Source organism: Sanguibacter sp. Z1732, from assembly GCF_051020515.1.
Lineage (GTDB): Bacteria > Actinomycetota > Actinomycetes > Actinomycetales > Beutenbergiaceae > CALKWS01.
Map to the genome: position 1 here is coordinate 3432259 of NZ_CP194857.1, position 21500 is coordinate 3453758.

Here is a 21500-nt window from a genome sequence, read left to right on the forward strand (position 1 = left end):
CATGGCTGGGTTGACGAACAAGGAACGGGTCGGGCGCGCCATTGACCTGGTCGCCGAGGGGCTTGGTCCCTGGATGGTCACGTTGCTCGAAGGGAAGTACGGGAATGACTGGGCGACCGTCGTGGGTCAGACCGCTGGGTTGACTGGTCGTGACTCCACGCCGAAGGTCGCTGACCCGGCGTACTTGTTCTGGGCGTTCGACAAGCAGTGGCATGCCGTGTTTAAGGATGTCCTGTCGTACGAGGACAAGCGTGCGGCGTCGGCGTTGTGGGACGCCCGGAAGGAGTGGGCGCACGGAGAGAGGATCAGCTCGGAGAGGACCGAGCGGGTTCTCATGGACGGTGAGCACCTGCTGCGGTCGATCGGTGCGGTGGAGCAGGCGGACAAGGCTGATGAGATGCGCCGGGAGTACCGGCGGATCATTTTTGAGGAGGACCAGAAGCGCCTACAGCGTGCCCGTGAGAAGGCGCTTTCGGTGCAGGTGGACTCGGCGGGTCTGCCGGCGTGGCGGGACGTGGTCGAACCTCATGACGATGTCGCTCTTGGCACGTTCGAGCTGGCTCAGTTCGCGGCTGACCTGCGGCAGGTGCACCAGGGGATCGCGTCTGCGGAGTATGGCGACCCTGCGGAGTTCTTCGGTCGCACGTACCTGACGCGTGGTCTGCGGTATCTGTTGGAGCAGGCCGTGAAGCGTTTGACGGGGACTGGTGGGGAACCGGTCTTGGACCTGATGACGACGTTCGGTGGCGGCAAGACACACTCCCTGCTGGCGGTGTACCACGCCGCTTCGGGGGCGTCTGCGGACGACCTGCCGGGTATGCGCGACATCCTGGACGGGTTGGGGGTGGCTGAGCTGCCGACCGGTGTGAACCGTGCGGTGCTGGTCGGGAACGACATTTCCGTTCTAGGGTCCGAGAAGGCTGACGGGACCGTCGTGAACACGATGTGGGGTGAGCTCGCGTACCAGCTTGGTGGCCGTGAGGGCTACCAGATGTTGGCGCGGTACGACGAGAAATCCGTCCCGCCGACGACCACTGACCTCGCGAAGGTGCTGTCGACGTTCGGTCCGTGCATCGTCCTGGTGGATGAGTGGGTCGCGTACCTGCGCCAGTTGTGGTCGTTGGAGCAGACCCCACCTGGTGGGACGTTCGATGCGCACATGACGTTCGTCCAGTCGTTGACCGAGGCGGTGAAGTCGGTCCCGAACGCGCTCTTGGTGGTGTCCCTGCCTGCGTCGGACGTGGTGCGGGACATGCCGGCTGCGGAGACTCCGATCGAGAACGAGCACGAGATCGGCGGCACTGCCGGTTTGGAGGCGTTGCGGCACCTGCGGTCGGTGATCCACCGGCTCGAGTCCGCGTGGCAGCCAGCCACGATCGAGGAGTCGTTGGAGATCGTCCGACGACGCATCTTCAAGCCGTTCGGTCGGGAGCAGGACGCCGCCCGTGACCTGGTGGTGCAGAAGTTCATGGACCACTACCTGCGGTATGCGTCCGACGTTCCGAGCGAGGTCATGCAGCCGGGATACCGATCCGTGATGCGAACCGCTTACCCGATCCACCCCGAGCTGTTCGACCGCCTCTACAAGGACTGGTCCACCCTCGAGCGGTTCCAGCGGACCCGTGGCGTGCTGCGGCTCATGGCGACCGTCGTGGCCGCTCTTTGGAGCAGCGGTGACAAGTCCCCGATGATCCTGCCCGCGCTCGTCCCGTTGGACAACGCCAAGGTCATCGACGAGCTCACGAACCACCTCGACGATGCCTGGAAGCCGATCGTCGACGCGGACATTGCTGGTGAGACCTCGACCGCGAACCTCATCGACAGCGAGATCAAGATCCTCGGCAAGACCATGGCGACGAAACGCGCCGCCAGGTGCGTGTTCATCGGGTCAGCCCCGATGGCGAACCTGCGGCAACGGGACGGCAGCAACGCCCCCGTACGCGGCATCGAGCAGAAGCGAGTCGTGCTCGGGTCCACCTACCCGGGAGACAACCCGGCCCACGTCACCGACGGGCTACGCCGGCTCGGGGATCAGGGCAAGTACATGAACCGAGACCAGGACCGGTACTGGCTCTCGCTGCAGCAGACCGTCGCCCAGATCGTCCAGGAACGAGCAGACTCCTACCACGACGAGCAGGTCTTCGACGAGCTCGCCGCCGTGGTACGGCAGGAAACCGACAAGGGCCTGTTCCAACGGGTTCACCGGTTCCCACCCACCAGTGGTGACGTGGAGGACGATCCAGGGATCGGACTTGTCATCTTCGGGCCCGACCGGGCGTTCTCAAAGCGCGCGAAGTCCACCGCCGAAGGAGAAGCCCTCGCGTTCCTGAACAAGCGCGGCACGAACGCGAGGATCCACAAGAACAGCCTCGTCTTCCTGGCCCCCGAGGTGGACCGGGTCGACGTGCTCCTGAACGCCGTCCGCCAACGCATGGCGTGGGAGTCGATCCTGGCGAACAAGGACTCGCTCAACCTGGACCAGCACAACATCAAGGTCGCTGAGTCCCGGGTCGCCCAGTCCAAACAGACTGTCGCGGGCTCCATCCGTGAGGCATACCGGTGGATCCTCGTTCCGACACAGGAGCCTGGCTCCGCCGAGATCGACATCGAACCGATCCTCATGAACGGGGACGGGACCCTGGCCGAGCGTGTGACGAAGAAGGCCGACAGCGGCGAGTTCGTCGTCCGCTCCTTCTCACCCTCACTCCTGCGGTTGCAGATCGACCGGTTGAACCTGTGGAAGGACAAGCCATACGTCCCGATCGACGTGCTCACCGGGTACTTCAGCCAGTACGTCTACATGCCCAAGGTCACCCAACCCAGAGTCGTCATTGACTGCGTCTGGCACCTGGACGAGGTCCTCAGCATCGACCTTGACGGGTTCGCCTACGCAGACGCGTACGACGACGGACGGTTCACCGGGCTCACGACTACCAAGCCGGCCGCTGTCCGGCAGGGCGGCCTTCTCGTCGCCCCCGACGCTGCGGCGCAGCAGATCGAGCAGGACACGAAGCCTGACGACACACCCCCGACCGACGAGGATGACCCGAAGGACCCGACCCCACCGGGCGGTGGAGGCACCAGTCCCACTCCGGGACCTGGCGGCGGTGCAACATCGCCCGCACCAGTGCCCACGCGGTTCCACGCCACGAAGAGCCTTACCAGTGATCGCGTCGTGCGCGACGTCGCCCAGATCTACGAAGAGATCGTGTCCCACTTCGTCTCCAGCGGCGTCGAGGTGAGCGTCACCATCGACGTTGAGTCGGACCAGCTCGACAAACTGTCGGCCGACCAGCGAACCGCGATCCGGGAGAATCTCAACACTCTCGGGTTTAGCGACGACGACTGGTCCATGGGCTAGGCGGCAACGAGATGCTATCCAAGCGCCGCAAGGCCCCAACGCAGTCAGTCGTGCCGCCATACGACCGAGCCGCCGAAGAGGCGGTATCGCGCGAGATTCTGGAGCAGGCGCGGTGGATGTTCGACCAAGACGAGAAACGGCATGACAACGCGCAGGCCAGGGCCGCGGTGGTCCTCACGCTGACAGCAACTGCGGTCGGCCTGCTCATCCAGATCATCCCGGAGACCCTGTCCTGTCCCGACAAGGCCGGGCTTGGTCTCGTCCTGCTCGCGGCAGTCACAACGGTGATCTGCTGCGTCATGGTTCTTCGTCCCCTGAACAGGAAGGACGGGATGCCGTCGGTCGATCAGCTCCGCAAGTTCGCTGCTCGACACAACGCCCAAGACCGAATGCCCGTGCCCGCGACCCAGTTCGCGGTTGACCTTCTCCGAGCGGGTGAGCTGACTAAGCCTTCACCGCTTAACGTCTCACGGGACCATGCGAACGATCGGATGGAGTGGCTAGGTCGAGCGTACGTGTCCTTTGGTCTCATGTTTGGGGCCGCTGTCATCATGCTCGGGCTACAAGAGTTCATCTAGAAGCGGAGGTCGCGACGTGCCTGATGAAGAGAAGAAGAAGGATGAGCCCAAGGCGAAGACCGCCGGCTCGGACGAACGCGTGGAGCCGTGGGAGTCGAAGTACGAGTCCATTCGAGGGAGCGGTGCTCCAGATGGCCGGAACGAACAGAAGGAGAGACAGCAAGATGAGTGACCAACGCGACAACAAGCGGTGGCGCCGAGCAGACGGCGAGCAGGACGAGCCACCCCAGAGAGTCGAGACCCAGGACTCCGAGTACGACACGATCCGTAAGGACCGTGACGGGAACCAGCGCGACGGCGACGACCAGCGCAAGTAGTCCTGCGGACGACCAGAACCTCGCGTTGCTGCACCTACGAAGTGGACAGGTTGAGTGAGACGCCACACCGCCAGTGCGTCCCGCTCAATCTGTCCACTGGCAGGTCAGATAGGTCATCTTGAGTGAGACCGGACAGCCACTCCCCTCATGGGGACGGGTATCAGCGACCCGGCTTCCGCAGCAACCGGCGCGGGAGCGGCCAGCGCGGGATCTGCTCGGTGAAACGAACGTAGTCATCGCCGAAGCGTCGATGCAGCCGCGGCTCCTCATAGAGATGCACGGTCAGGTTGAAACATGTCGCGACGATGGCGCCGTATGCCAGGATCCGCGGACTGCGCCATAGCACTGCCTGCCCGGCGATGACCGACAACACCCCCACGTACTGCGGGTTCCGCGTATACCGGTACAACCCGGTGGCCACCAGGTCCTCGGTCTCGGCGACGGGCGCGGGTGTCCCCCGTGCGCGGACGAACCGGACGAAGCAGTCCGTCACGATCGCGCTACCGCCGAGAACAAGCCCCGAACCGAGGATCCGTGACAGCGGGCCGCTCGGAAGGTGTGGCGAGGCCTCCCCTCGCACCTGCCACGGCAGCACGCCGGCCACCATCCCGGGCGCGGCGAACGCGAAGACTGTGGTGGTGATCGCCGCTGTGCGCTTCTGCACCGCTGGTCCCTCCGGCCGGAGGGGTAGGTTAGCACGGCATCAGCGGGGTTCGGCGGTCCTGCTGCGCCGGGTTCGCCCCGCTCCCCCGGATGACGTCAGCGGTCTCCAGCGTCGCGCCCAGGTAGTCTCGATCAATGGATCACCTCACCCCGAACCCGGATCTGTACAACGTCGCTTACCAGGCCGAGGACTTCCAGGGCATGCCCTACCGCTACGTGGGTTCCTCCGGCCTGCGCTCCCCCGCGATCGGCCTGGGCACGTGGAAATTCGGCTTCCCCGACACCGGAGACGGTGCCCGCTCCGATGAGCAGACCGCCCTGCAGATTCTGGACCGCGCACACGAGCTGGGCGTGCTGTTCTGGGACACGGCGAACCGTTACAACGCCGCCTCGGGCAACTCCGAGCGGATCATCGGCCGGTGGCTCAGCGCAAACCCCGGCCGCCGGCGGGACGTGGTGCTGGCCACCAAGACCCATGGCGGTATGGACGGGTACACCCCGAACCACTCCGGGCTGTCCCGGCTGCAGATCACCGAGTCGGTCAAGGCCTCCTTGGCGCGCTTGCAGACCGACTGGATCGACGTGCTCTGGTTCCACCGGTTCGACCCGGTGGTCCCCATCCAGGAGAGCCTGGAAACGGTCGCCGACCTCGTCAGCCAGGGCAAGGTGCACTACCTGGCGGTCTCGAACTTCACCGCCGATCAAGTGCGCGCCTACCTGGAGGTCAGCGAAGGCATCTCCCGGCGAACCCGGCCGATCGCGGTGCAGAACCGCTTCGACCCGTTGAACGGTGAGGTGCTGCCCGGGGTTCTCCAGGTGTGCGCCGACCAGGGCCTGGCATTCGTGCCGTACTCCCCCTTGGCCCAAGGGCTGCTCACCGACCGCTACCTCGATGCCGACGCGGTCGGCCCCGGAGACCGGCTGCACGATGAGGGTATCGAGATCGACCCCGCTCAGATCGCGGTGGTGCGCCAACTCGGCGAACTCGCACAATCCTGGGACCTGCAGGTCAGCCAACTCACCCTGGCCTACCTCCTCACGTTGCCGGGAATGGGCACCCAGATCCCGAGCAGTTCGACCCCGGCCCAGTTGGAGACCAACGCGTCCGCCGGCCGGGTGCACCTGTCCGAGCGGCAATGTGACGCCGTCGCCCGGGTTCTGGGCCGGGAGGACTAGAACCCGCGACGGCGATCGGGGCATTCGTAGGCACCATCAGGAGCCCCGTACCGGCAAAGCAGTTCCGCGCCAAACCGGGCGAGTTCGGCCCGCACCGACTCCGGTTCGAGGACCTCGACGGTCGCGCCCCATCCGGCGAGGCGCTCGGCGATCGACAGCGGCAGGTGGGCCGCCAAGCGGACGCGCACGCGCCCGTCCCCGGAGGTCTCGAGCAGTTCGCAGTGCCGGCCGAACTGGCGCTCGAGGACGGGGAGCGCGCGGGCCGGCGCGAGCACCGTCGCGGCGACGCCCGAGCGCAGGTGCTCCACCTCCTCGACCACCTGCTCCCACTCCCGGCCCAGATCCAGGCCCGCCGGCCGGGCCGCCGCCTCCGTCAGCATGGTCGCCTCGCGGATCCGGTCCACCCGGAAGGTGCGCCGGCCATGTTGGGTTCCGGCGACGAGGTACCCGACGCCGCCCTTGTCGACGAGCCCCCACGGGTCCACCGTGCGCGTGGCCGCCGCGTGGGTGCGGCCCTCGTACTCGAGCAAGAGTCGGCGGCGGCCGACGACAGCCTCTTGCAGCGTCTCCAGGACTGGCGGCCGTGCCCGGCCGTCCGCGCCCCATCCGGCGGTGTCGGCGGTCACGGCGTCGGCGGCGGCCGCGGAGTCCGCACGGAAGGTTCCGGAAGGGCGCGCCACGCCTTGGCGAGGTCGTCGGCGTAGAAACTGATCGTGGCGAATCCCCGGAACATCGGTCTGTTGGCCGCAAACGGGGACACGTCCAAGAAGTGGGGCAGGCCGGACCGAGCGGTCCCTTACGCGGGCTGGTTGCTGACCGCAGGAGGGCTCGTGATCATTCCGATCGCCCTCGTGGTCGAGGGGCCTCCCCCAACCCTGGACGCCCCGGCAGTCGCTGGTTATCTATGGCTGTCCCTGATGGGCGCACTCATCGCCTACGTGCTCTGGTTCCGCGGCGTCGGGCGCCTCCGCGCCGGTGCGGTGTCATTCCTGCCACTCATCTCGCCGCTCGTCGCGGCCTTCCTCGGCTGGGCCCTCCTGGGCGAGAAACTCACCCAGGTTCAACTTGTCGGCTTCGCGATCGCCTTGATCGCCGTCTCGGCCGCGCAGCGGACCTCCCCACGCCCTGCCCGCCACGAAGAACTCGCCCCCAGAATGGAGCTGCAGCGATAAAGATCCTCATCATCGGTGGCACCGGCAGCGCCGGCTCCCGGATCGCCCGTGAGGCGCTCGAGCGCGGACATGGCCTGACCATCGCGTCCAGGAGCGGCCGACCCGGTGAGTTCGGCGGGCACGAGCGCGTGGAGACCGTCCGACTTGACTCCGCCGACGTGGATGCGGTGGCCTCCCGCGCCGAAGGTCATGACGTCGTCGTCGGTGCGACCCGCCCTGCTGCGGGCATGGAGGGCGACATCATCGACCTCACCCATGGACTGGCGACCGGGATTCGCCACGCCGGCAGCCGGCTGCTCGTGGTCGGTGGTGCCGCGCCCCTGCGCCTACCGGGATCAGGGCGCCGGGTGCTCGACGACCCGCACTGGGTGTCGTCGGAGTTTCGGGCCGTCGCGATCGCGAGCAACCGCCAGCTGGAGGTCCTGAGTGAGTACACCGACGTCACCTGGACCTACCTCGCGCCCGCGGCACACTTCGCACCTGGTAGCCGCACCGGTCGGTACACCCTGGCCGAGGCGGAACTCGTCATCGCACCCGATGGGGCCTCGGTGATCTCGATGGAGGACTACGCCCTCGCACTGGTCGATCTGGCCGAGCGCCCCACCGACCTGCACAAGGTTCTGGCCGTCGGCCCGGGCTAGCCACCAGCGGCGAGCGCCCAGCCGCCAGCGGTGCTCAGTTGCGCCAGTAGTTGTTCGCCGCCGCCACCGTGGCGAACTCCACCGCCACCACGTGCGCGGCGGCAGTCAGCGAGTCCGGGTTGGTGGCGTAGCCAGGACGAAGCAGTTGACGGACGCCGGCGTCGGGCTGCATGGCACCGACGGTCTTGCGGGCCAGCATGATCGCCAACTCGCGGCCCTGCTCGGGCGTATCGGTGATGAGTGTGTTGTCCGGTACCAGGGCCACAGCCGCCTCCATGTGTGCATCGATGGGTCGAGGACCGTTGAAATGGCCCCGGTTTCGCAGCCTAGTGCTGGTCACGGCATTCTTCTAGGTCAACTTGTGAAAACTCCGGGCGTGGCGCTCGGAGGTAAGCCGGCCGCGGACCTCCAGGGGGTGGCCGGACCGTCTCAGGTTCCGTCGTCGCCGGCTTCCTCATGCAGTGCCTGCAGCCACTCGCCCCAGAACGCTTTCCAATGCGCCACAGCGGCCGGACCGGGCAGGTTGCTGTGCGTGACGCTCACCCGGACCTGGCCGTCCGGGCGCGGGTCGAAGGTGAACAGCACCACACCCTCGTCCACCCCGAGCCGTACTGCCTTCGAGGTCGGTTTGGATCGCAGTGCGGAGGCCAACCCGCCGAGCAGATCGGCGCGGTCGGACTCATCGAGCAGGCCCGCGCGCAGTGCGGTGCCGTCCAACGGCAGGGTGCGTGAGACGCCCGCCTCGAAGGAGCCATCAGCGCGTTGATGAGCCGCTCGTATCCCGGTGATCCGTTCATACCCGACCGTCACCGCTTGCGCCCACCAGCCGCTGATCTCGTGATCCTGCTCCAGGAACGTGGCGATCGCGGCGTGTGCCGCGCCACGGCCCGGACCGGCGTCGATCACCTCGCGCCACTGGTTCCAGGTGCGGCCGGTGCGTTCCACGACCTGCTCGTCGCTGTGCTGGGGCTGGTGTACCCAGCCGGGTTCGCCGGCGGCCGGCGGCAACCTCCGGCGGGCGGCGCCGTGCTTCTGCCCGGTCTTGGCCATCCGTTCGCGGACACGCCGTGGGAAAGGTTCCTGCTTGGTCATGATGAGCCCCTTTCGCGGATACCGGGGCGGTGCCGCGTTCAGCGTGCGCAGGGGCTAGGCAGGTACTGAGCGCGGGCAGGTGCACCAGTCGGCGTCGGCGACCTGGGCACGGACCTCGGCTACGTGATCTCCGCAGCCCTCCCACGTGGTCTTGCGACAACGCGCGCACTGGACCGGCTTGCACATGAACATCGGCTCCTTACCTCGGGTCCACCCAGCCTAGTAGCGCCTGCGGGATGGGTCCTGCGGTGCGGCCACTACTCCCCCACCTGGCCGTCGGCGTCGCCCAGGTGAGCCGCGGGACGCTCGAAGGCCCCGGTGCCGCCACGCTGCCAGGGCTGCAGGCCGCCCAGGGGCCGGTAGTTCACGCCCACGGCGTCCAGACGCTCCAGGTGCCCGATCAAACGGGGTGTGAATTCGTCCCAGGTGCGCCCGGCCGGGTCGGACCAGGCGACCTCGGCGTGGGCGCAGGCGCGCGGGAACAGGTGGTACTGCGCCCGGCGCATCGTGGGGATGTACTCGGTCCACACGTTGGCCTGCGTGCCCAGGATCTTTTCACTGTGCTCCGGTGGCACACCCTCGAGGGGGTCGAAGGCATAGACCTTCTCGACCGGCAGGTGTCCGCCGATGCTGTACGGCTCGTCCGGATCGTTGCTCTGGTAGTAGTCCAGGTACAGGTGGGAGGTCGGGACCATGACCACCTCTCCCCCGGCGCGGGCGGCCTCGACCCCGTACCCGGCGCCTCGCCAGGCCATCGTGACCGCACCGTCGAGGTGACCCTCGTCGTTGATCTCGTCCCACCCCACCAACACCCGGCCACGCTCGGCCAACCAGTCCCGCACCTGCCGGGTGAACCAGTTCTGCAGATGGGAGGCATCGGGCAGTCCGCGGCGTTCGGCGAGCGCGGCGGCGGCCCGGCTGGCCAGCCACTCGGTGCGGGGGGCCTCATCGCCGCCGGCGTGGATGTAGCGGGAGGGGAAGACGTCCAGCAATTCGGTGAACACCGAGAAGACGAACTCCATCGCCTCATCGGACAGGTTCAGCACCTCATCGAAGATGCCGAAGGTGTCGGCGACGGTGTGCCCTTCCCCGGGGTTGTTGCTCAGTTCGGGGTAGGCGGCCAGGACGGCGCGCACATGGCCCGGGAAGTCCAGTTCGGGCACGATCTCGATGCCGCGCTGGGCGGCGTAGGACACCAGTGAGCGGAGTTGGTCCTGGGTGTAGTAGCCGCCGTGCGGGGTTCCGTCGCCGTCCTCAGCCCCAGGTCTGCGAGTCTGGTGCCGGGTGCTGCCTACCTCATGCAACCGGGGGTGGGACTTCGACTCCATCCGCCACCCCTGGTCCTCGCTCAGGTGCAGGTGGAAGACGTTGTACTTGTGCATCGCCAGGAGGTCGATGAAGGAGTACAGGTCCGCGAGTGGCATGAAGTGCCGGCCCACATCGAGCATCAGTCCGCGCCAGGCGAATCGCGGGGCATCCGTGATCGTCACCGCGGGGACCTGCCACTGGGCGCCGACGGGCGCGGGCCGGTACACCGCCGCCGGCAGCAGTTGTCGCAACGTCTGGACCGCCCAGGTCAGGCCCGGTGATCTCCGGCGTGCACGTCGATCCCGTCGCCGGTCACCTCCAGCCGGTAACCCTCGTCCGGCAGCGACTCGTCCCGGTGCAAGCGAAGCGCGCCATCATCCCTGCCGGGCAGGTCCAGGCCGGTCCCGGGCGCCAGCAGGCGGCGGACGACGGCGGCCCACTCCCTGGGGCCGGTGATCGCCAGATCCTCGGCGAAGGTGAAGGACCCCTGCCCAACCTCGGTGGACCGGGGTTGCGGGAGCAGGGTGAAGGAGCCGGGCATGCGTGACCTCTCTCGTAGGGGTCGGACCAGCCTAGTTGGTGCCGATGCGCCCCGGTGGGGTGTGAGTCATGGACGTGTCGGTCCCGGTGTTTGTGCTGGTCAACTCGTAGTCTGATTATTGCTGCAATAATCAGATTGAGGAGGGCGTGATGACCAGGGACTATTCGGCGATGTCGATCCGTGAGTTGGAGGGGTTGCGGTCGGTGGCGTTGGACCGGATCGGGTCGGTGCCGGCGTTTCGACGGGGATCGTTGCAGGTGGGGTATCGCAAGTGCGGCAAGAAGACGTGCCGGTGCGCGCGCCCGGGTGAGCGGGGCCATGGGCCGCGGGGGTTGTGGACGCGGACGGCCAAGGGCGCCGGTTCGCGGGGTCAGTACATCCCGGTGGAGCAGGTCGATCAGGTCCGGGAGGAACTGGAGAACTACGCCCAGTTCGCTGAGTTGATCGAGGACTATGTGGAGATTAACGAGGCGCTGTGCAAGGCGCGGGTGGGGCCACCGGGCCGGCCAAGGGAGCGCAGGACCGACCCGGCCTTAGGCGGGGAAAAAGGGGGCTCTGCGGCCAGGGCGGGAGCCAAGTAGACTCCGGCGGGCTGTACGCGCTGGCCGATGCGGTCGCGGAACTGGCCGCCACCGAGGCCCGGGCGTTGGTGCACGCCGCGGCGCAGTTGACCCACAGCGGCCGGGGTGGGGTGCTGGAGGCGATCGAACGTGCCGCCCAACGGTCTGCTGCGGCAATTGGGCTGGCCGCCGTTGCCGGTGTGGTCAACTGGGCCGCTGAGCAGCAGGCGGGTGCCGGCACCGTGTGCAAGGGTGGGAGCGGCCATACCGTGCGATTGGTGGCCACCCGGCCTAAAACGGTGCGCACTCTGCTGGGGCCCATTGAGGTGATCCGTGGCTACTATCACTGCCGGGCATGTGCCCGGGGGTTTGCGCCTCTGGATGAGCGTCTGGGCATCACCGGCACCAGCCTGTCCCCGGGCCTTTCCCGGGCATGCGCGTTGGCCGGGGCCGAGATGGCCTATGCCAAGGGCTTTGACTTCATCACCACAGTGACAGGCCTGGATCTGGCCTCCACCTCCACCCTGGGCCGGGTCACCCGCGCCCAAGGGGCCCGCGCCCGGGCGGTGATCGCTCAGGTTGAGGCTGCCGCGATGGCCGAACCCAGCATCGGTCCGGCCCCGGCCCCACCACAGGGCGATATGAGCCTGTGTTACCTGGTCCTCGATGGCACCGGCGCGCCGATGCTGCCCTCTGAAACCAACGGGCGAGCGGGCAAAGACGGCGTGCGCGCCAGGACCCGGGAGGTCAAGATCGCCTGTCTATTCACCCAATCGGGCCTGGATGGCGCCACCGGTGAACCGGTCCAGGACCCCGGATCGGCCAGTTACATCTCCACCTTCGAACCGGCCGCCACCTTCGCCACCCACCTGATGGGCGAATACCGCCGGCGCGGCTTTCACCAGATCCGCCAGCCCATCATCATCGGCGATGGCGCCAAGTGGATCTGGACCATCGCAGGTGAACGATTCCCAGCCGCTACCCAGATCGTGGACTACTTCCACGCCCGCGAGCACCTGGCCGACCTGACCAAACTCCTCACCCCCATCCTGGGCGATGCGACTGTGTTCGAGCGAGACCTGATCACCCACCTGGACCTGGGCCACACCGACCAGATCGCCGCCGCCGTGGCCAACCTGGACCTACCCCACCGGGCACCGGACCTAGTCGCACCGCCGCCATCGAGGTCGGCTACTTCACCGGCAACCACCAGCGCATGCAATACACCGACTTCAAAGCCAACGGCTACTACATCGGCTCCGGACCAGTGGAATCAGCCTGCAACACCATCGTCAAACAACGCGCTAAACGAGCCGGCATGCACTGGACCATCCAAGGCCTCGACCCCGTCCTGGCCATCCGCACCCTGCAACAATCCCACCGCACTCACATCCTCTGGCCCACCCCGGCACCACAAACCTGACTCACACCCGCCCCGGTGGCCCCGGCACCGGATGTCGGTGGCCTGGGGCACACTGTCCAAGGTGACCAATCGCCCCACCGTGCCGCGCGCCTGGGTCGACCGGATCGATGAGATCCTGGCCGCCTTGCCGCAGTGTGAGATCGAGGACGCCTGGACCGGTGTGCGCTGGCGGGTCGCCAACGCCACCGTGGCGCACGTGTTCGGGGGTGAGGACCAACTCTTCCGCATCATGTTCCGCGCCGAGCCGCCGAGGTGATGGCGTTCGAGCACCTGGGTGAACCGTACTTCCGGGCCGAGTGGGGTGAGAACGTGGTCGGGCTCGTCCTCGATGGGCGGACCGACTGGGGCGAGTTGGCCGAACTCCTCATCGACTCCTACTGCGTCCAGGCACCGGGGCACCTGGCTGCCGCGATCGACCGCCCTGGTTGAGTCACTGGAAGGGCGCGGGGTCGCCAGCCCCGACGCGGACCACCTCGGCGTCGCCTTCGGACAGGTCCACCACCGTGGTCGGCATGCTGCCGGACTCACCGGAGTCCAGGATCGCGTCCAGGGCGTGATCCAACTCCTCCTTGATCTGCCACCCCTCGGTGAGAGGTTCGGACTCCCCAGGCAGCAGTAGCGTGGAGGACAGGAGTGGCTCGCCCAACTCCTCCAGCAGCGCCTGGACCACCGTGTGGTCCGGGATCCGCACGCCCACCGTCTTGCGTTTGGGCTGCAGCAACCGGCGCGGCACCTCCTTGGTGGCGGGCAGGATGAACGTGTACTGACCGGGAGTCGTAGCCTTCACGGCCCGGAACACGGCGTTCTCCACGTGCACGAACTGCCCGAGTTGGGCGAAGTTGCGGCACACCAGCGTGAAGTGGTGGCGGTGGTCGAGTTGTCGCAAGGCCACGATGCGGTCCTTCGCCTCCTGGTTCCCCAGGGCCGCTCCCAGGGCATACCCGGAATCGGTCGGGTAGGCGATCAGGCCCCCCGCACGCAGGATCTCCACCACCTGACGGATCGAGCGGGCTTGCGGGTTGACCGGGTGTAGATCGAAGTAGCGCGCCATGGTTCACCCTAACCAGATGGCTCGAGCCTCACCCACCTCCGCGCAGGGTTCCCGGCGGGTGAGCCGCAGGCGGGTCGAATCGGCTGCGTCAGCCGGTGCGACGAGCCGCGCGCCGTCGCGCGAGTTCATCGCCGCGGATATCCGCCGGTTCATCGCTGGCCCGCTCGGTCGGGAACTCGGCCAGGCTGCCCTCAACCTCGCGCCACACCCTGCCCACAGCGATACCGAACACTCCCTGGCCGCCCTGGACCAGGTCGAAGACCTCATCGGCGGAGGTGCACTCGTACACGCTGGCACCATCGCTCATCAGGGTGATCTGTGCGAGATCCTCGACACCGCGCTCGTGCAGGTGATTGACCGCCGAGCGGATCTGCTGCAAGGACACCCCGGTGTCGAGGAGGCGCTTGACCACCTTCAGCACCAGGATGTCGCGGAAACTGTACAGCCGCTGCGTTCCGGATCCGCTGCCGGGACGGATGCTCGGCTCCACCAGCCCGGTTCGGGCCCAGTAGTCCAGTTGCCGATAGGTGATGCCTGCGGCGCGACAGGCCGTGGGGCCCCGGTAGCCGGTGTCGGCGTCCAGGTCCGGGAGGGTGTCCCCGAACAACATCCCCTGCGTGCGTTGCAGGGTGTTCTCGGCGGCGTCCGCCTGTGCATCCATGCCGCTGCCACCCATCGTCCGTCCTCACGTTCGCTTGTGAACACTCTACGCCCCGGCGTCGTGATCTGCCCATCACCACGCCCGGATGTCATGAACGCTATTGCCCACGGCGGGACAGGTCAACGACATGCGCCCTTCGTGCGGTTCGGCGTGTCGCGACGGCGTGTCTTACCCTCAACCTGAGGTTGAGATTTATCGCTACTCCTCGCGAGGGTCGGCGAAGTCTTCCGCCGCCACCGAATCGAGGAACTCACGAAAATGTGCCACCTCGGCCTCTGCTTCGTCGATACCGACTGGCTCGCTCACCCGCATATTGCCGTCCGCGTCGGTCTCCAGCACCACCGCTGCCTCATCGAGCACGTCCTCCGCGCACCACACATCCACCTGAGCCCGCAGAGCCAGCGCAATGGCGTCGGAGGCCCGGGAGTCCACCCGCGCGCCGTTGGAGAGCACCAGTTCGGCGATGAAGGTGCCTGCGCGCAGTTCGACGATGTTCACCTGGGTCAGTGCCACACCACAGGACTTCAGCACACTGACCATCAGATCGTGGGGGCCGGGCCGGGGCGGCTGCATCCCGGCGTGGGCGGTGGCGATCGCCACGCCCTCATGGGGCCCGATCACGATCGGCAGGGAGCGCTCGCCCTCGGCCTCCCCCAGAAGCACGAGCACGTCCTGCTCGGGTGCCTGCATACGCACCCGGACTCCGGTGACGCCCATCTTTCGCACACCTCCAAACTACGCCGCCGCGTGCGAAGTGGACAGCCCAACCGGCCACCGTGATCCAGTTGTGAGGATCAGGTCAGCCGGTCCGCCCCTGCCCGCAGTATCGCGGTGTGCACCTGGGCCAGAGTTTCGGCCAGGTCCGCCGCCATCGACTCAGCCCGGGCGCGTGCCCCCGCCGAGGATGGACCGCTGCGCACCGAGCGTACCGGTGCGATCACCTGTTCGATCAGGTCCACCTGACGCTCCGCCGCGATGCGGATCGCACGCAGGTGGCGTTCGTCGATGCCCTGCTCTGCCAGTTCACCGGCGAACTTGGCTACCGGCACCAGTGCACCGGGGAACTTCCCTCCGGCGTCGGCCACCAGGACTCCGGCGTTGACCAGCGCCTCGATATCGGCCTCGGTCCGCCCGCTCGCTTCTGCCAGTTGAGCGGTCGTGTAGCGAGCCCGACCCGCGGCCACCACCAGGTCGCCGTCCTCAGTCACCACCCGGGCCCCGGGAGGTGACACTGCCGCCAGACCGGCATCGAGTTCGGCCAACCGGTCCCGGATCACTTTCAGCGGCAGGAAGGAGTCACGCTGGGCGGCCAGCACGAATCGCAGGCGCTCCACGTCCGATTGGCTGTAACTGCGGTAGCCCGACGGGGTGCGACGCGGCGAGACGAGCCCCTGCTCCTCAAGGAAGCGGATCTTGGAGACACTGGCCGCAGGGAACTCCCGTTGCAGGATGCCCAGTGCCGACCCGATGGACATCGTGGGCACCCGGGACACCCCGGGCGGCCATGACTCGCCGTCCCCGTCCCCGGTCTGCTCCTGCGCCCGGGCGGTGTTGGAACTCACCTGCCCGGCTCACCTGCGTCGTCGGCTCCGGTGGAGCGGTTCGGTGAGGGGTGGAAGGTCAGGCGGTACTTCCCGATCTGGACCTCATCGCCCATCTGCAGCACGCCTTCGTCTACCCTGGTCCGGTTCACGTAGGTGCCGTTCAGACTGCCCACGTCGCGGACCACGAAGTTGCCGCTCTCCTTCAGGAACTCGCAGTGCTTGCGCGAGACGGTCACATCATCGAGGAAGATGTCGGCCCTAGTGTCACGGCCGGCGGTGGCCCGGTCGGCGTCCAACAGGAACCGGGCGCCTGCGTTGGGTCCGTGCTGGACGATCAGCAGTGCGGATTCCGGGGGCAGTGCCTCCACGGCTGCACGGGCGTCAGTGTCGATCGGGCCGTAAGCACGCTCCTCGGGCTCCCCGGGCGTGACCTTGCCCAGATGCGCGGTCGTGTGCACCGCCGAAGGGCCGTCCTGGGCCCCTGGATCGTCCTGACCCGTGCTCATCGCAACTCCTCCTATGACCTCGATCCACCCGAGGGTGCCGGTCGTCCCCACTCTAGGCCCCATGAGCCGACCAGGGGAACGTCTTGTCAGGACCCGGCGCCGGTTCAGCCAACCGGTACCGGGCGCCTCGAACTCAGTCCTCCGCCTCCACAGGGACCGCGTAGCGGGGCGCGTCGACCTCCCGGATCGCGGTGATCTGGACCAGGTCGCGCTGCTCGACCTCCACGACCGCCCCCACGTTGCGGAATCCGGCCAGCGCACCGCCAGGAATGTTCAGCGCGACCGAAATCGTCTGGGGGTCCCCGATCGCACGCCACTCCATCTGCTCGCCGAGGGCCCGGCCGTCCGCGAGTACCCCCTCCTCGGAGTCCACGAACGCGGAGGAGGCGATGAGGCGCTGCCCGGAGACCTCTACGGCCTCGGCTCCGGCGTTGCGCAGTTCTTCGAGCATGTGCACCATCGTTTGCGCGCTTACGTCGTGGGCACCACCCACCGTCACCACGACCCCGGGGCCCTCCACCGGCTCCGTCCCGGCGAGCACCCCGTGCACTACCTGGTACTCCTCAGCCAGGCGCTGGGTATCCGACCCGCTGCGCAGGGTGCTGCGGTCGCGCAGCAGTTGCTCACGTTCTGCGGTCAGATCCTCGTTCCGCTGGGTCACCTCATCGAGTAACCGGACCAGGTCGTCCTGCCGCAGGGCCGCGAACTCATCGCCCTGGGTCTGGCGCACCTGTACCACGATGCCGAACCCGAGCAGCGCGCACATCAGTGCGATCAGGAGCTGGGACCGAAGCGCAACGGGCTTTCGTCTGCGTTGCGGGTCGGTCCGGCCGGTGCGCGGCTGCTCTGCCACGGGGGGCTCATCGCCGCCCGAGCGGTCTGCCTCGGGCAGGTCGGTGGCGCCTGCGTCCCGGTACGCATCGCTGCCGGGCATCGCATCGTCCGCATTCCTACGCATGGCTCAGGCCTTGAAGACGTGGCGACGGATGGCGGCCGCATTGGAGAAGATCCGGATCCCCAACACCACCACCACGGCGGTGGACAACTGCGAACCCACACCGAGCTGGTCGCCGAGGAAGACGAGGAACGCGGCGATGAGCACGTTGAACAGGAAGGAGGTGATGAACACCCGGTCGTCGAAGACGTCCTCCAGCCGGGCCCGCAGCGCACCCAGGAGCGCGTCCAGTGCCGCCACTACCGCGATCGGTAGGTACGGCTGGAGTTCGGAGGGCACACTGGGCTGCAGGAGCAGCCCGAGGAGAATGCCGAGGATCAGGCCGATCACCGCGACCATGGCATCCCTCCCTCCGACCGGCTTCTACCTGCGCTCCCGGGCTCGCTGCGGGCCTGAAGCGCTCCGCACTGGGCCAAGTCTCGCACGTCAGGCTACCGGTCTGCTGGGCCATCGATGCTGATCTCAGGCCTCGTCCACCACCTCTGCGTGCCGCAGGGAGGAGTACCCGGCCCCCGGTAGACGCAGGCGCTCCTCCTGGGTGAGCGAACTAGGAATCGAGAACGCCGCGGACAACGCGGTCAGATGCGACTGGGCGCTGGATCGAGCGAACGCGGTCCGCATCGATTCGGGATCCCCGATCGCCTCGATCCGGTAGGGCGAGACCAGCGGTTGCAGGTCCACCAGGATCGCCGCGCCGGCCGAACGGATCGCGGTCATGCTCGTCAGCCGGTGCCCGTTCACCGCCACCGCCTCGGCTCCGGAGGCCCAAAGCCCGTTGGCCACGACCTGCAGGTCGAAATCCTGCACGCGTTCATCTTCGGAACCCGGTTCGTCCGCCGCCGCCCGCACCGAATCCTCCAGGGTGATCACCAGGCCCGGCCCCTGCACCGCCACCGTTCCGACCACGGCCTCCAACTCGGCGGTGCGGGCCAGGAAGGCCTCGTCCTCATCCCCCAACGCCTGGCTTTGCAGTTCGGCGATCTCATCGCGCAACTCGGAGTTCCCGGTCCGGAGATCCTCCCCGGTCGCGCTGCGTTCTCGGATCTGCTCCACGATCAGGGTTCGCGCGCTGCTCGCGGCCGGCTGCGGCGCGCGTAGCGCCTGGGTCGCCACCACGGTCCCCATCCCGATCAGCACGGCGAGTACCAGAACCACCAGACGCCGCCGCAACGTCGTCGGTGTGTCGATCCCGGCCGCCCGGGCCCGCGCCACGGCGGCGTACCCGGGGTCCAGCGGCTTCTCCATCACCGCGGTCAGCAAGGTCATCGAGGCATCCTTGCGGCGATGCCGGCTCTGCTGCTGTGCCATTGCCTACGGCCCTGGTGTTGACCGCGGACCGCGCTGGTGCGTGGACGCGCGCGCATCCGAGACCACGATGGCACGGAACTGGTTCAGATAGGCCAAGCCGGCGCACCAGTACAGGTAGACCCCCCACAGCGCCGACGCCCAGCCGAATGCCCAGGCGATATCGGCCGCCAGGTGCCCGGTGAGTTGGTCCACCTGGGTCAGCAACAGCACCGGGAAGGCGTACATGAGCGCGAAGGTGCCGGCCTTGCCGATGTCGTGCACCGGGAATCCGGGGAAACCGCGTGCGACCAGGAAGGGCACGCACAGCCCCACCACCAGGTCGCGGGCGAACACCGCCACCAGCAGCCACCAGGGCACCACCTGTTGGACCGCCAGGCCGATGATCACCACCGCGATGAAGAGTCGATCCGCGGCAGGATCGAGCAACCGGCCCAGCCGGGAGGTCTGGTCCAGTGCGCGTGCGATCACCCCGTCCACCCAGTCGCTGATTCCCGCCAGCGCCAGAACCACCACCGCAGCCAGGTACTGCTCGCTGAGGATGAGCACCGCCACTACCGGCACCATCAGCAATCGCAATGCCGAGATCACGTTGGGTACGGTCAGAATCCGGTCACTCGCCGCATCGGTGGCCCCCGCCCCCGGCGCCGTGAGTTCGGTGTCCCCACCTCGGGCACCGAACTCCCCGTCGCGGGCAGCCCCGGGCCGGCCGGCCCCGGGGGCGCCGGAGCAGAGCCGGCCGGGGGGTCTGCTCGCTGTCTCACCCGCTCAGACTACCCAGTGGGGAGTCGGGAGTGGGTGCAGCCGGCACACTCCCGACCCGCTCCGCTCCGCACAGGTTCCCACCGCCGCCGCGACCCTTCCAGGCAGCGGCGGCCCACCGCCGTCGTCTCCTGCCCTGGACTCACCCGACCGAGATCACCCGGAGCTCCCGGCAGCGTCCTACTCTGGTGCTCACACCAACCCGACGACGCCGCTTCGGAGTTTCCCGGGATGGTGCGGAAAGGGGTCGGAGCAGCCGTGATCGAGATCCTCACCGGGCTCGGGTTGGCAATGTCCGCGGGACTCTCTGCCTACATCCCGCTGCTGGCCCTGGGCCTGCTCGGTCGCTACACCGGCATCGTGGAGTTGCCCGCGCAGTGGGCCTGGCTGGGCAATGGGTGGGTGCTGCTCGTGCTCGGGGTTCTCCTGGTGCTGGAGGTCTTCGCCGACAAGATCCCCGCGCTGGACCACATCAACGACCTGATCCAGACCCTGATCCGACCTGTCGCCGGCGGGGTCGCCTTCACCGCCGGGTCCAGTTCCCTGACCACCGGCAACACCGAACCCGGTCAGGTCTTCAGCGAGGGCGCTCTGCTGCCGTTCCTCATCGGCCTGACGCTGGCGCTGGCCGTGCACGTGGCCAAGGCGACGCTGCGTTCGGTGGTCAATCTGTCCACCGCGGGCGTTGGCGCACCGGTGGTGTCCACGGTGGAGGACATCTCGGCGGTTTCGATGACGATCATCGCGATCCTGCTCCCGGTGCTCGTCCTGGTCTTCCTGGTCAGCGCCGCGGTGATGGGCCTCTGGATGATGCGTCGCCGGCACGCACGCGCACTGCGGGCTGCCGACGCGTGAGCGTTACCCGTAACCTGTTCCTATGCAGATCGGTTACTTCCTCCCGCAAGGCTGGCGCTTCGACCTCGTCGGCATCGATCCCTCCCGGCACTGGGAGGTGATCAACGGCCTGGCTGCTGCCCGTGCCGACGCGGGTCCGTGGGACTCGGTCTGGGTCTACGACCACTTCCACACCACTCCGGTACCGAGCCAGGAAGCCACCCACGAGGCGTGGACCCTGATGGCCGCCCTGGCCGCCAGCACCAGCAAGGTCAAGCTCGGGCAGATGTGCAGTTGCATGGGCTACCGGAACCCGGCCTACCTCGCGAAGGTCGCCGCCACCGTCGACATCATCTCCGGTGGGCGCGCTCAGATGGGTATTGGTGGGGGCTGGTACGAGCACGAGTGGCGGGCCTACGGGTACGGCTTCCCACGAGCGGGCATCCGGCTCGCGATGCTCGACGAGGGTGTGCAGATCATGCGGCAGGCCTGGCGTGAGGGACAGGCCACCTTGGACGGCAAGCACTACCAGGTCGACGGCGCGATCGTGCAGCCGCAGCCACTGCAGTCCGGCGGTCCGCCGTTGTGGATCGCCGGCGGCGGGGAGAAGGTGACGCTGCGGATCGCCGCGAAGTTCGCGGACTACACCAACTTCGATGGCACGCCCGAGGGCTTCGCGCACAAGAGCGCGATCCTGGCGGAGCACTGCCGCAACGAGGGTACCGACTTCGAGGCGATCACCCGATCCGCCAGTTACAACGTGCTCCTGGGACGCGACCAGGCCGAGGTCGAGGCGAAGATCGCCGCCCTGCGTGATCGCCTGCTCCCGCACCTGGGCCGGGACAGAACCACGGAGGCGCTGGGGGCCTACACCTCCGAGGCCGCGCTCGGCGTGGGTACCCCGGAGCAGGTTGCCGAACGTCTCGGCGCGATGCGGGACGCGGGCGTGGGGTACGGAATCTTCTATTTCGGCGACGCCGCCTACGACACCTCCAGCATCGAACTGTTCGAAGAGCAGGTGGCGCCCGCGCTGCTGTCCTGACCGGCCAC

General features: G+C 67.7%; 27 protein-coding genes. 12 read left to right on the forward strand and 15 right to left on the reverse strand.

Annotated elements, in window-relative coordinates; translation table 11 throughout:
- The first annotated feature begins 1 nt into the window (after position 1).
- The 4 genes from ACRRRO_RS17875 to ACRRRO_RS17890 are packed head-to-tail and all read left to right on the forward strand — an operon-like array spanning position 2 to position 4256.
- Entirely contained in the window at positions 2-3361 is a 3360-nt protein-coding gene (locus ACRRRO_RS17875; RefSeq protein ID WP_424796189.1) for a DUF499 domain-containing protein, read from the forward strand.
- An 11-nt stretch (positions 3362-3372) separates the two neighbouring features.
- On the forward strand, positions 3373-3939 hold the full coding sequence (locus tag ACRRRO_RS17880) for a hypothetical protein (RefSeq protein ID WP_424796190.1): 567 nt from the start codon (positions 3373-3375) through the stop codon (positions 3937-3939).
- Between the two features lie 16 nt (positions 3940-3955).
- Positions 3956-4111, forward strand: a complete 156-nt coding sequence (locus ACRRRO_RS17885) for a hypothetical protein (protein WP_424796191.1) — start codon at positions 3956-3958, stop codon at positions 4109-4111.
- Positions 4104-4256, forward strand: a complete 153-nt coding sequence (locus ACRRRO_RS17890; RefSeq protein WP_424796192.1) for a hypothetical protein — start codon at positions 4104-4106, stop codon at positions 4254-4256. The genes ACRRRO_RS17885 and ACRRRO_RS17890 overlap by 8 nt, the downstream gene beginning before the upstream one ends.
- A 160-nt stretch (positions 4257-4416) precedes the next feature.
- Here ACRRRO_RS17890 and ACRRRO_RS17895 read toward each other — a convergent pair whose 3' ends face one another.
- Positions 4417-4920: a methyltransferase family protein gene (locus ACRRRO_RS17895; protein ID WP_424796193.1), complete on the reverse strand. Its 504-nt coding sequence runs from the start codon at positions 4918-4920 to the stop codon at positions 4417-4419.
- Positions 4921-5054: 134 nt separating this feature from the next.
- On the opposite strand from ACRRRO_RS17895, the gene ACRRRO_RS17900 reads away from it, so the two are divergent.
- Positions 5055-6095: an aldo/keto reductase gene (locus ACRRRO_RS17900; RefSeq protein ID WP_424796194.1), complete on the forward strand. Its 1041-nt coding sequence runs from the start codon at positions 5055-5057 to the stop codon at positions 6093-6095.
- Here ACRRRO_RS17900 and ACRRRO_RS17905 read toward each other — a convergent pair.
- Positions 6092-6775 carry a WYL domain-containing protein gene (locus ACRRRO_RS17905; RefSeq protein WP_424796195.1) on the reverse strand — a complete coding sequence of 228 codons (684 nt, stop codon included), beginning with the start codon at positions 6773-6775 and terminating at the stop codon, positions 6092-6094. The two genes, ACRRRO_RS17900 and ACRRRO_RS17905, sit on opposite strands and share 4 nt — an antisense overlap.
- 33 nt (positions 6776-6808) lie before the next feature.
- On the opposite strand from ACRRRO_RS17905, the gene ACRRRO_RS17910 reads away from it, so the two are divergent.
- Both ACRRRO_RS17910 and ACRRRO_RS17915 read left to right on the forward strand, forming a co-directional pair.
- Positions 6809-7267, forward strand: coding sequence for a DMT family transporter (locus tag ACRRRO_RS17910; protein WP_424796196.1), 459 nt, complete (start codon positions 6809-6811; stop codon positions 7265-7267).
- An 11-nt stretch (positions 7268-7278) separates the two neighbouring features.
- Positions 7279-7908, forward strand: coding sequence for an NAD(P)-dependent oxidoreductase (locus tag ACRRRO_RS17915; RefSeq protein ID WP_424796336.1), 630 nt, complete (start codon positions 7279-7281; stop codon positions 7906-7908).
- A gap of 34 nt (positions 7909-7942) precedes the next feature.
- Here ACRRRO_RS17915 and ACRRRO_RS17920 read toward each other — a convergent pair whose 3' ends face one another.
- The 4 genes from ACRRRO_RS17920 to ACRRRO_RS17935 all read right to left on the reverse strand — a co-directional run bounded on the left by ACRRRO_RS17920 (position 7943) and on the right by ACRRRO_RS17935 (position 10849).
- Entirely contained in the window at positions 7943-8173 is a 231-nt protein-coding gene (locus ACRRRO_RS17920; RefSeq protein WP_424785922.1) for a hexameric tyrosine-coordinated heme protein, read from the reverse strand.
- A 164-nt stretch (positions 8174-8337) separates the two neighbouring features.
- Positions 8338-9000, reverse strand: coding sequence for a DUF4287 domain-containing protein (locus ACRRRO_RS17925; RefSeq protein ID WP_424796198.1), 663 nt, complete (start codon positions 8998-9000; stop codon positions 8338-8340).
- A gap of 257 nt (positions 9001-9257) precedes the next feature.
- Positions 9258-10490, reverse strand: coding sequence for a beta-N-acetylhexosaminidase (locus tag ACRRRO_RS17930; RefSeq protein ID WP_434080670.1), 1233 nt, complete (start codon positions 10488-10490; stop codon positions 9258-9260).
- Between the two features lie 86 nt (positions 10491-10576).
- Positions 10577-10849 (reverse strand): glycoside hydrolase family 20 zincin-like fold domain-containing protein, encoded by a 273-nt coding sequence (locus ACRRRO_RS17935; RefSeq protein ID WP_434080671.1) that lies wholly within the window; start codon positions 10847-10849, stop codon positions 10577-10579.
- Between the two features lie 149 nt (positions 10850-10998).
- Here ACRRRO_RS17935 and ACRRRO_RS17940 point away from each other — a divergent pair, with 149 nt between their 5' ends.
- The 3 genes from ACRRRO_RS17940 to ACRRRO_RS17950 are packed head-to-tail and all read left to right on the forward strand — an operon-like array spanning position 10999 to position 13261.
- Positions 10999-11430: a DUF6788 family protein gene (locus ACRRRO_RS17940; protein WP_424796200.1), complete on the forward strand. Its 432-nt coding sequence runs from the start codon at positions 10999-11001 to the stop codon at positions 11428-11430.
- Positions 11325-13088 (forward strand): hypothetical protein, encoded by a 1764-nt coding sequence (locus ACRRRO_RS17945; RefSeq protein ID WP_434080672.1) that lies wholly within the window; start codon positions 11325-11327, stop codon positions 13086-13088. The genes ACRRRO_RS17940 and ACRRRO_RS17945 overlap by 106 nt, the downstream gene beginning before the upstream one ends.
- Complete coding sequence (locus ACRRRO_RS17950; RefSeq protein WP_434080673.1) at positions 13088-13261, forward strand: hypothetical protein; 174 nt, start codon at positions 13088-13090, stop codon at positions 13259-13261. The genes ACRRRO_RS17945 and ACRRRO_RS17950 overlap by 1 nt, the downstream gene beginning before the upstream one ends.
- A 1-nt stretch (position 13262) precedes the next feature.
- On the opposite strand, the gene ACRRRO_RS17955 is transcribed toward ACRRRO_RS17950, so the two are convergent.
- The 9 genes from ACRRRO_RS17955 to ACRRRO_RS17995 form a co-directional block, all read right to left on the reverse strand.
- On the reverse strand, positions 13263-13883 hold the full coding sequence (locus tag ACRRRO_RS17955) for an L-threonylcarbamoyladenylate synthase (RefSeq protein WP_424796203.1): 621 nt from the start codon (positions 13881-13883) through the stop codon (positions 13263-13265).
- A gap of 88 nt (positions 13884-13971) precedes the next feature.
- Positions 13972-14544 carry a MerR family transcriptional regulator gene (locus tag ACRRRO_RS17960; protein WP_424785917.1) on the reverse strand — a complete coding sequence of 191 codons (573 nt, stop codon included), beginning with the start codon at positions 14542-14544 and terminating at the stop codon, positions 13972-13974.
- Positions 14545-14742: 198 nt separating this feature from the next.
- A complete protein-coding gene (locus ACRRRO_RS17965) occupies positions 14743-15261 on the reverse strand; it encodes a bifunctional nuclease family protein (protein WP_424785916.1) in 519 nt (172 codons plus the stop codon).
- 77 nt (positions 15262-15338) lie between these two features.
- On the reverse strand, positions 15339-16106 hold the full coding sequence (gene ftsR, locus ACRRRO_RS17970) for a transcriptional regulator FtsR (protein WP_424796204.1): 768 nt from the start codon (positions 16104-16106) through the stop codon (positions 15339-15341).
- A complete protein-coding gene (locus ACRRRO_RS17975) occupies positions 16103-16594 on the reverse strand; it encodes an FHA domain-containing protein (protein ID WP_424791001.1) in 492 nt (163 codons plus the stop codon). Before ACRRRO_RS17975 ends, ftsR begins: the two co-directional genes overlap by 4 nt.
- A 133-nt stretch (positions 16595-16727) precedes the next feature.
- On the reverse strand, positions 16728-17552 hold the full coding sequence (locus ACRRRO_RS17980; RefSeq protein ID WP_424796205.1) for a DUF881 domain-containing protein: 825 nt from the start codon (positions 17550-17552) through the stop codon (positions 16728-16730).
- A 3-nt stretch (positions 17553-17555) separates the two neighbouring features.
- Positions 17556-17888, reverse strand: coding sequence for a small basic family protein (locus ACRRRO_RS17985; protein WP_424785912.1), 333 nt, complete (start codon positions 17886-17888; stop codon positions 17556-17558).
- A gap of 123 nt (positions 17889-18011) precedes the next feature.
- Positions 18012-18815, reverse strand: a complete 804-nt coding sequence (locus tag ACRRRO_RS17990; RefSeq protein WP_424796206.1) for a DUF881 domain-containing protein — start codon at positions 18813-18815, stop codon at positions 18012-18014.
- Positions 18816-18860: 45 nt separating this feature from the next.
- Positions 18861-19445: a CDP-alcohol phosphatidyltransferase family protein gene (locus tag ACRRRO_RS17995; RefSeq protein ID WP_434080674.1), complete on the reverse strand. Its 585-nt coding sequence runs from the start codon at positions 19443-19445 to the stop codon at positions 18861-18863.
- Between the two features lie 429 nt (positions 19446-19874).
- Here ACRRRO_RS17995 and ACRRRO_RS18000 point away from each other — a divergent pair, with 429 nt between their 5' ends.
- A complete protein-coding gene (locus tag ACRRRO_RS18000) occupies positions 19875-20471 on the forward strand; it encodes a DUF4126 domain-containing protein (RefSeq protein WP_424796208.1) in 597 nt (198 codons plus the stop codon).
- 22 nt (positions 20472-20493) lie between these two features.
- Entirely contained in the window at positions 20494-21492 is a 999-nt protein-coding gene (locus ACRRRO_RS18005; protein WP_434080675.1) for an LLM class F420-dependent oxidoreductase, read from the forward strand.
- Positions 21493-21500 lie beyond the last annotated feature (8 nt).

What these genes read in the sequence shown, in the direction of transcription:
- ACRRRO_RS17875 (WP_424796189.1), top strand. Translation starts at nt 2, where the DNA reads ATGGCTGGGTTGACGAACAAGGAACGGGTCGGGCGCGCCATTGACCTG.
- ACRRRO_RS17880 (WP_424796190.1), top strand. Translation starts at nt 3,373, where the DNA reads ATGCTATCCAAGCGCCGCAAGGCCCCAACGCAGTCAGTCGTGCCGCCA.
- ACRRRO_RS17890 (WP_424796192.1), top strand. Translation starts at nt 4,104, where the DNA reads ATGAGTGACCAACGCGACAACAAGCGGTGGCGCCGAGCAGACGGCGAG.
- ACRRRO_RS17900 (WP_424796194.1), top strand. Translation starts at nt 5,055, where the DNA reads ATGGATCACCTCACCCCGAACCCGGATCTGTACAACGTCGCTTACCAG.
- ACRRRO_RS17925 (WP_424796198.1), bottom strand. Translation starts at nt 9,000, where the DNA reads ATGACCAAGCAGGAACCTTTCCCACGGCGTGTCCGCGAACGGATGGCC.
- ACRRRO_RS17935 (WP_434080671.1), bottom strand. Translation starts at nt 10,849, where the DNA reads ATGCCCGGCTCCTTCACCCTGCTCCCGCAACCCCGGTCCACCGAGGTT.
- ACRRRO_RS17940 (WP_424796200.1), top strand. Translation starts at nt 10,999, where the DNA reads ATGACCAGGGACTATTCGGCGATGTCGATCCGTGAGTTGGAGGGGTTG.
- ACRRRO_RS17950 (WP_434080673.1), top strand. Translation starts at nt 13,088, where the DNA reads ATGGCGTTCGAGCACCTGGGTGAACCGTACTTCCGGGCCGAGTGGGGT.
- ACRRRO_RS17955 (WP_424796203.1), bottom strand. Translation starts at nt 13,883, where the DNA reads ATGGCGCGCTACTTCGATCTACACCCGGTCAACCCGCAAGCCCGCTCG.
- ACRRRO_RS17960 (WP_424785917.1), bottom strand. Translation starts at nt 14,544, where the DNA reads ATGGATGCACAGGCGGACGCCGCCGAGAACACCCTGCAACGCACGCAG.
- ACRRRO_RS17965 (WP_424785916.1), bottom strand. Translation starts at nt 15,261, where the DNA reads ATGGGCGTCACCGGAGTCCGGGTGCGTATGCAGGCACCCGAGCAGGAC.
- ACRRRO_RS17975 (WP_424791001.1), bottom strand. Translation starts at nt 16,594, where the DNA reads ATGAGCACGGGTCAGGACGATCCAGGGGCCCAGGACGGCCCTTCGGCG.
- ACRRRO_RS17980 (WP_424796205.1), bottom strand. Translation starts at nt 17,552, where the DNA reads ATGCGTAGGAATGCGGACGATGCGATGCCCGGCAGCGATGCGTACCGG.
- ACRRRO_RS17985 (WP_424785912.1), bottom strand. Translation starts at nt 17,888, where the DNA reads ATGGTCGCGGTGATCGGCCTGATCCTCGGCATTCTCCTCGGGCTGCTC.
- ACRRRO_RS17990 (WP_424796206.1), bottom strand. Translation starts at nt 18,815, where the DNA reads ATGACCTTGCTGACCGCGGTGATGGAGAAGCCGCTGGACCCCGGGTAC.
- ACRRRO_RS18005 (WP_434080675.1), top strand. Translation starts at nt 20,494, where the DNA reads ATGCAGATCGGTTACTTCCTCCCGCAAGGCTGGCGCTTCGACCTCGTC.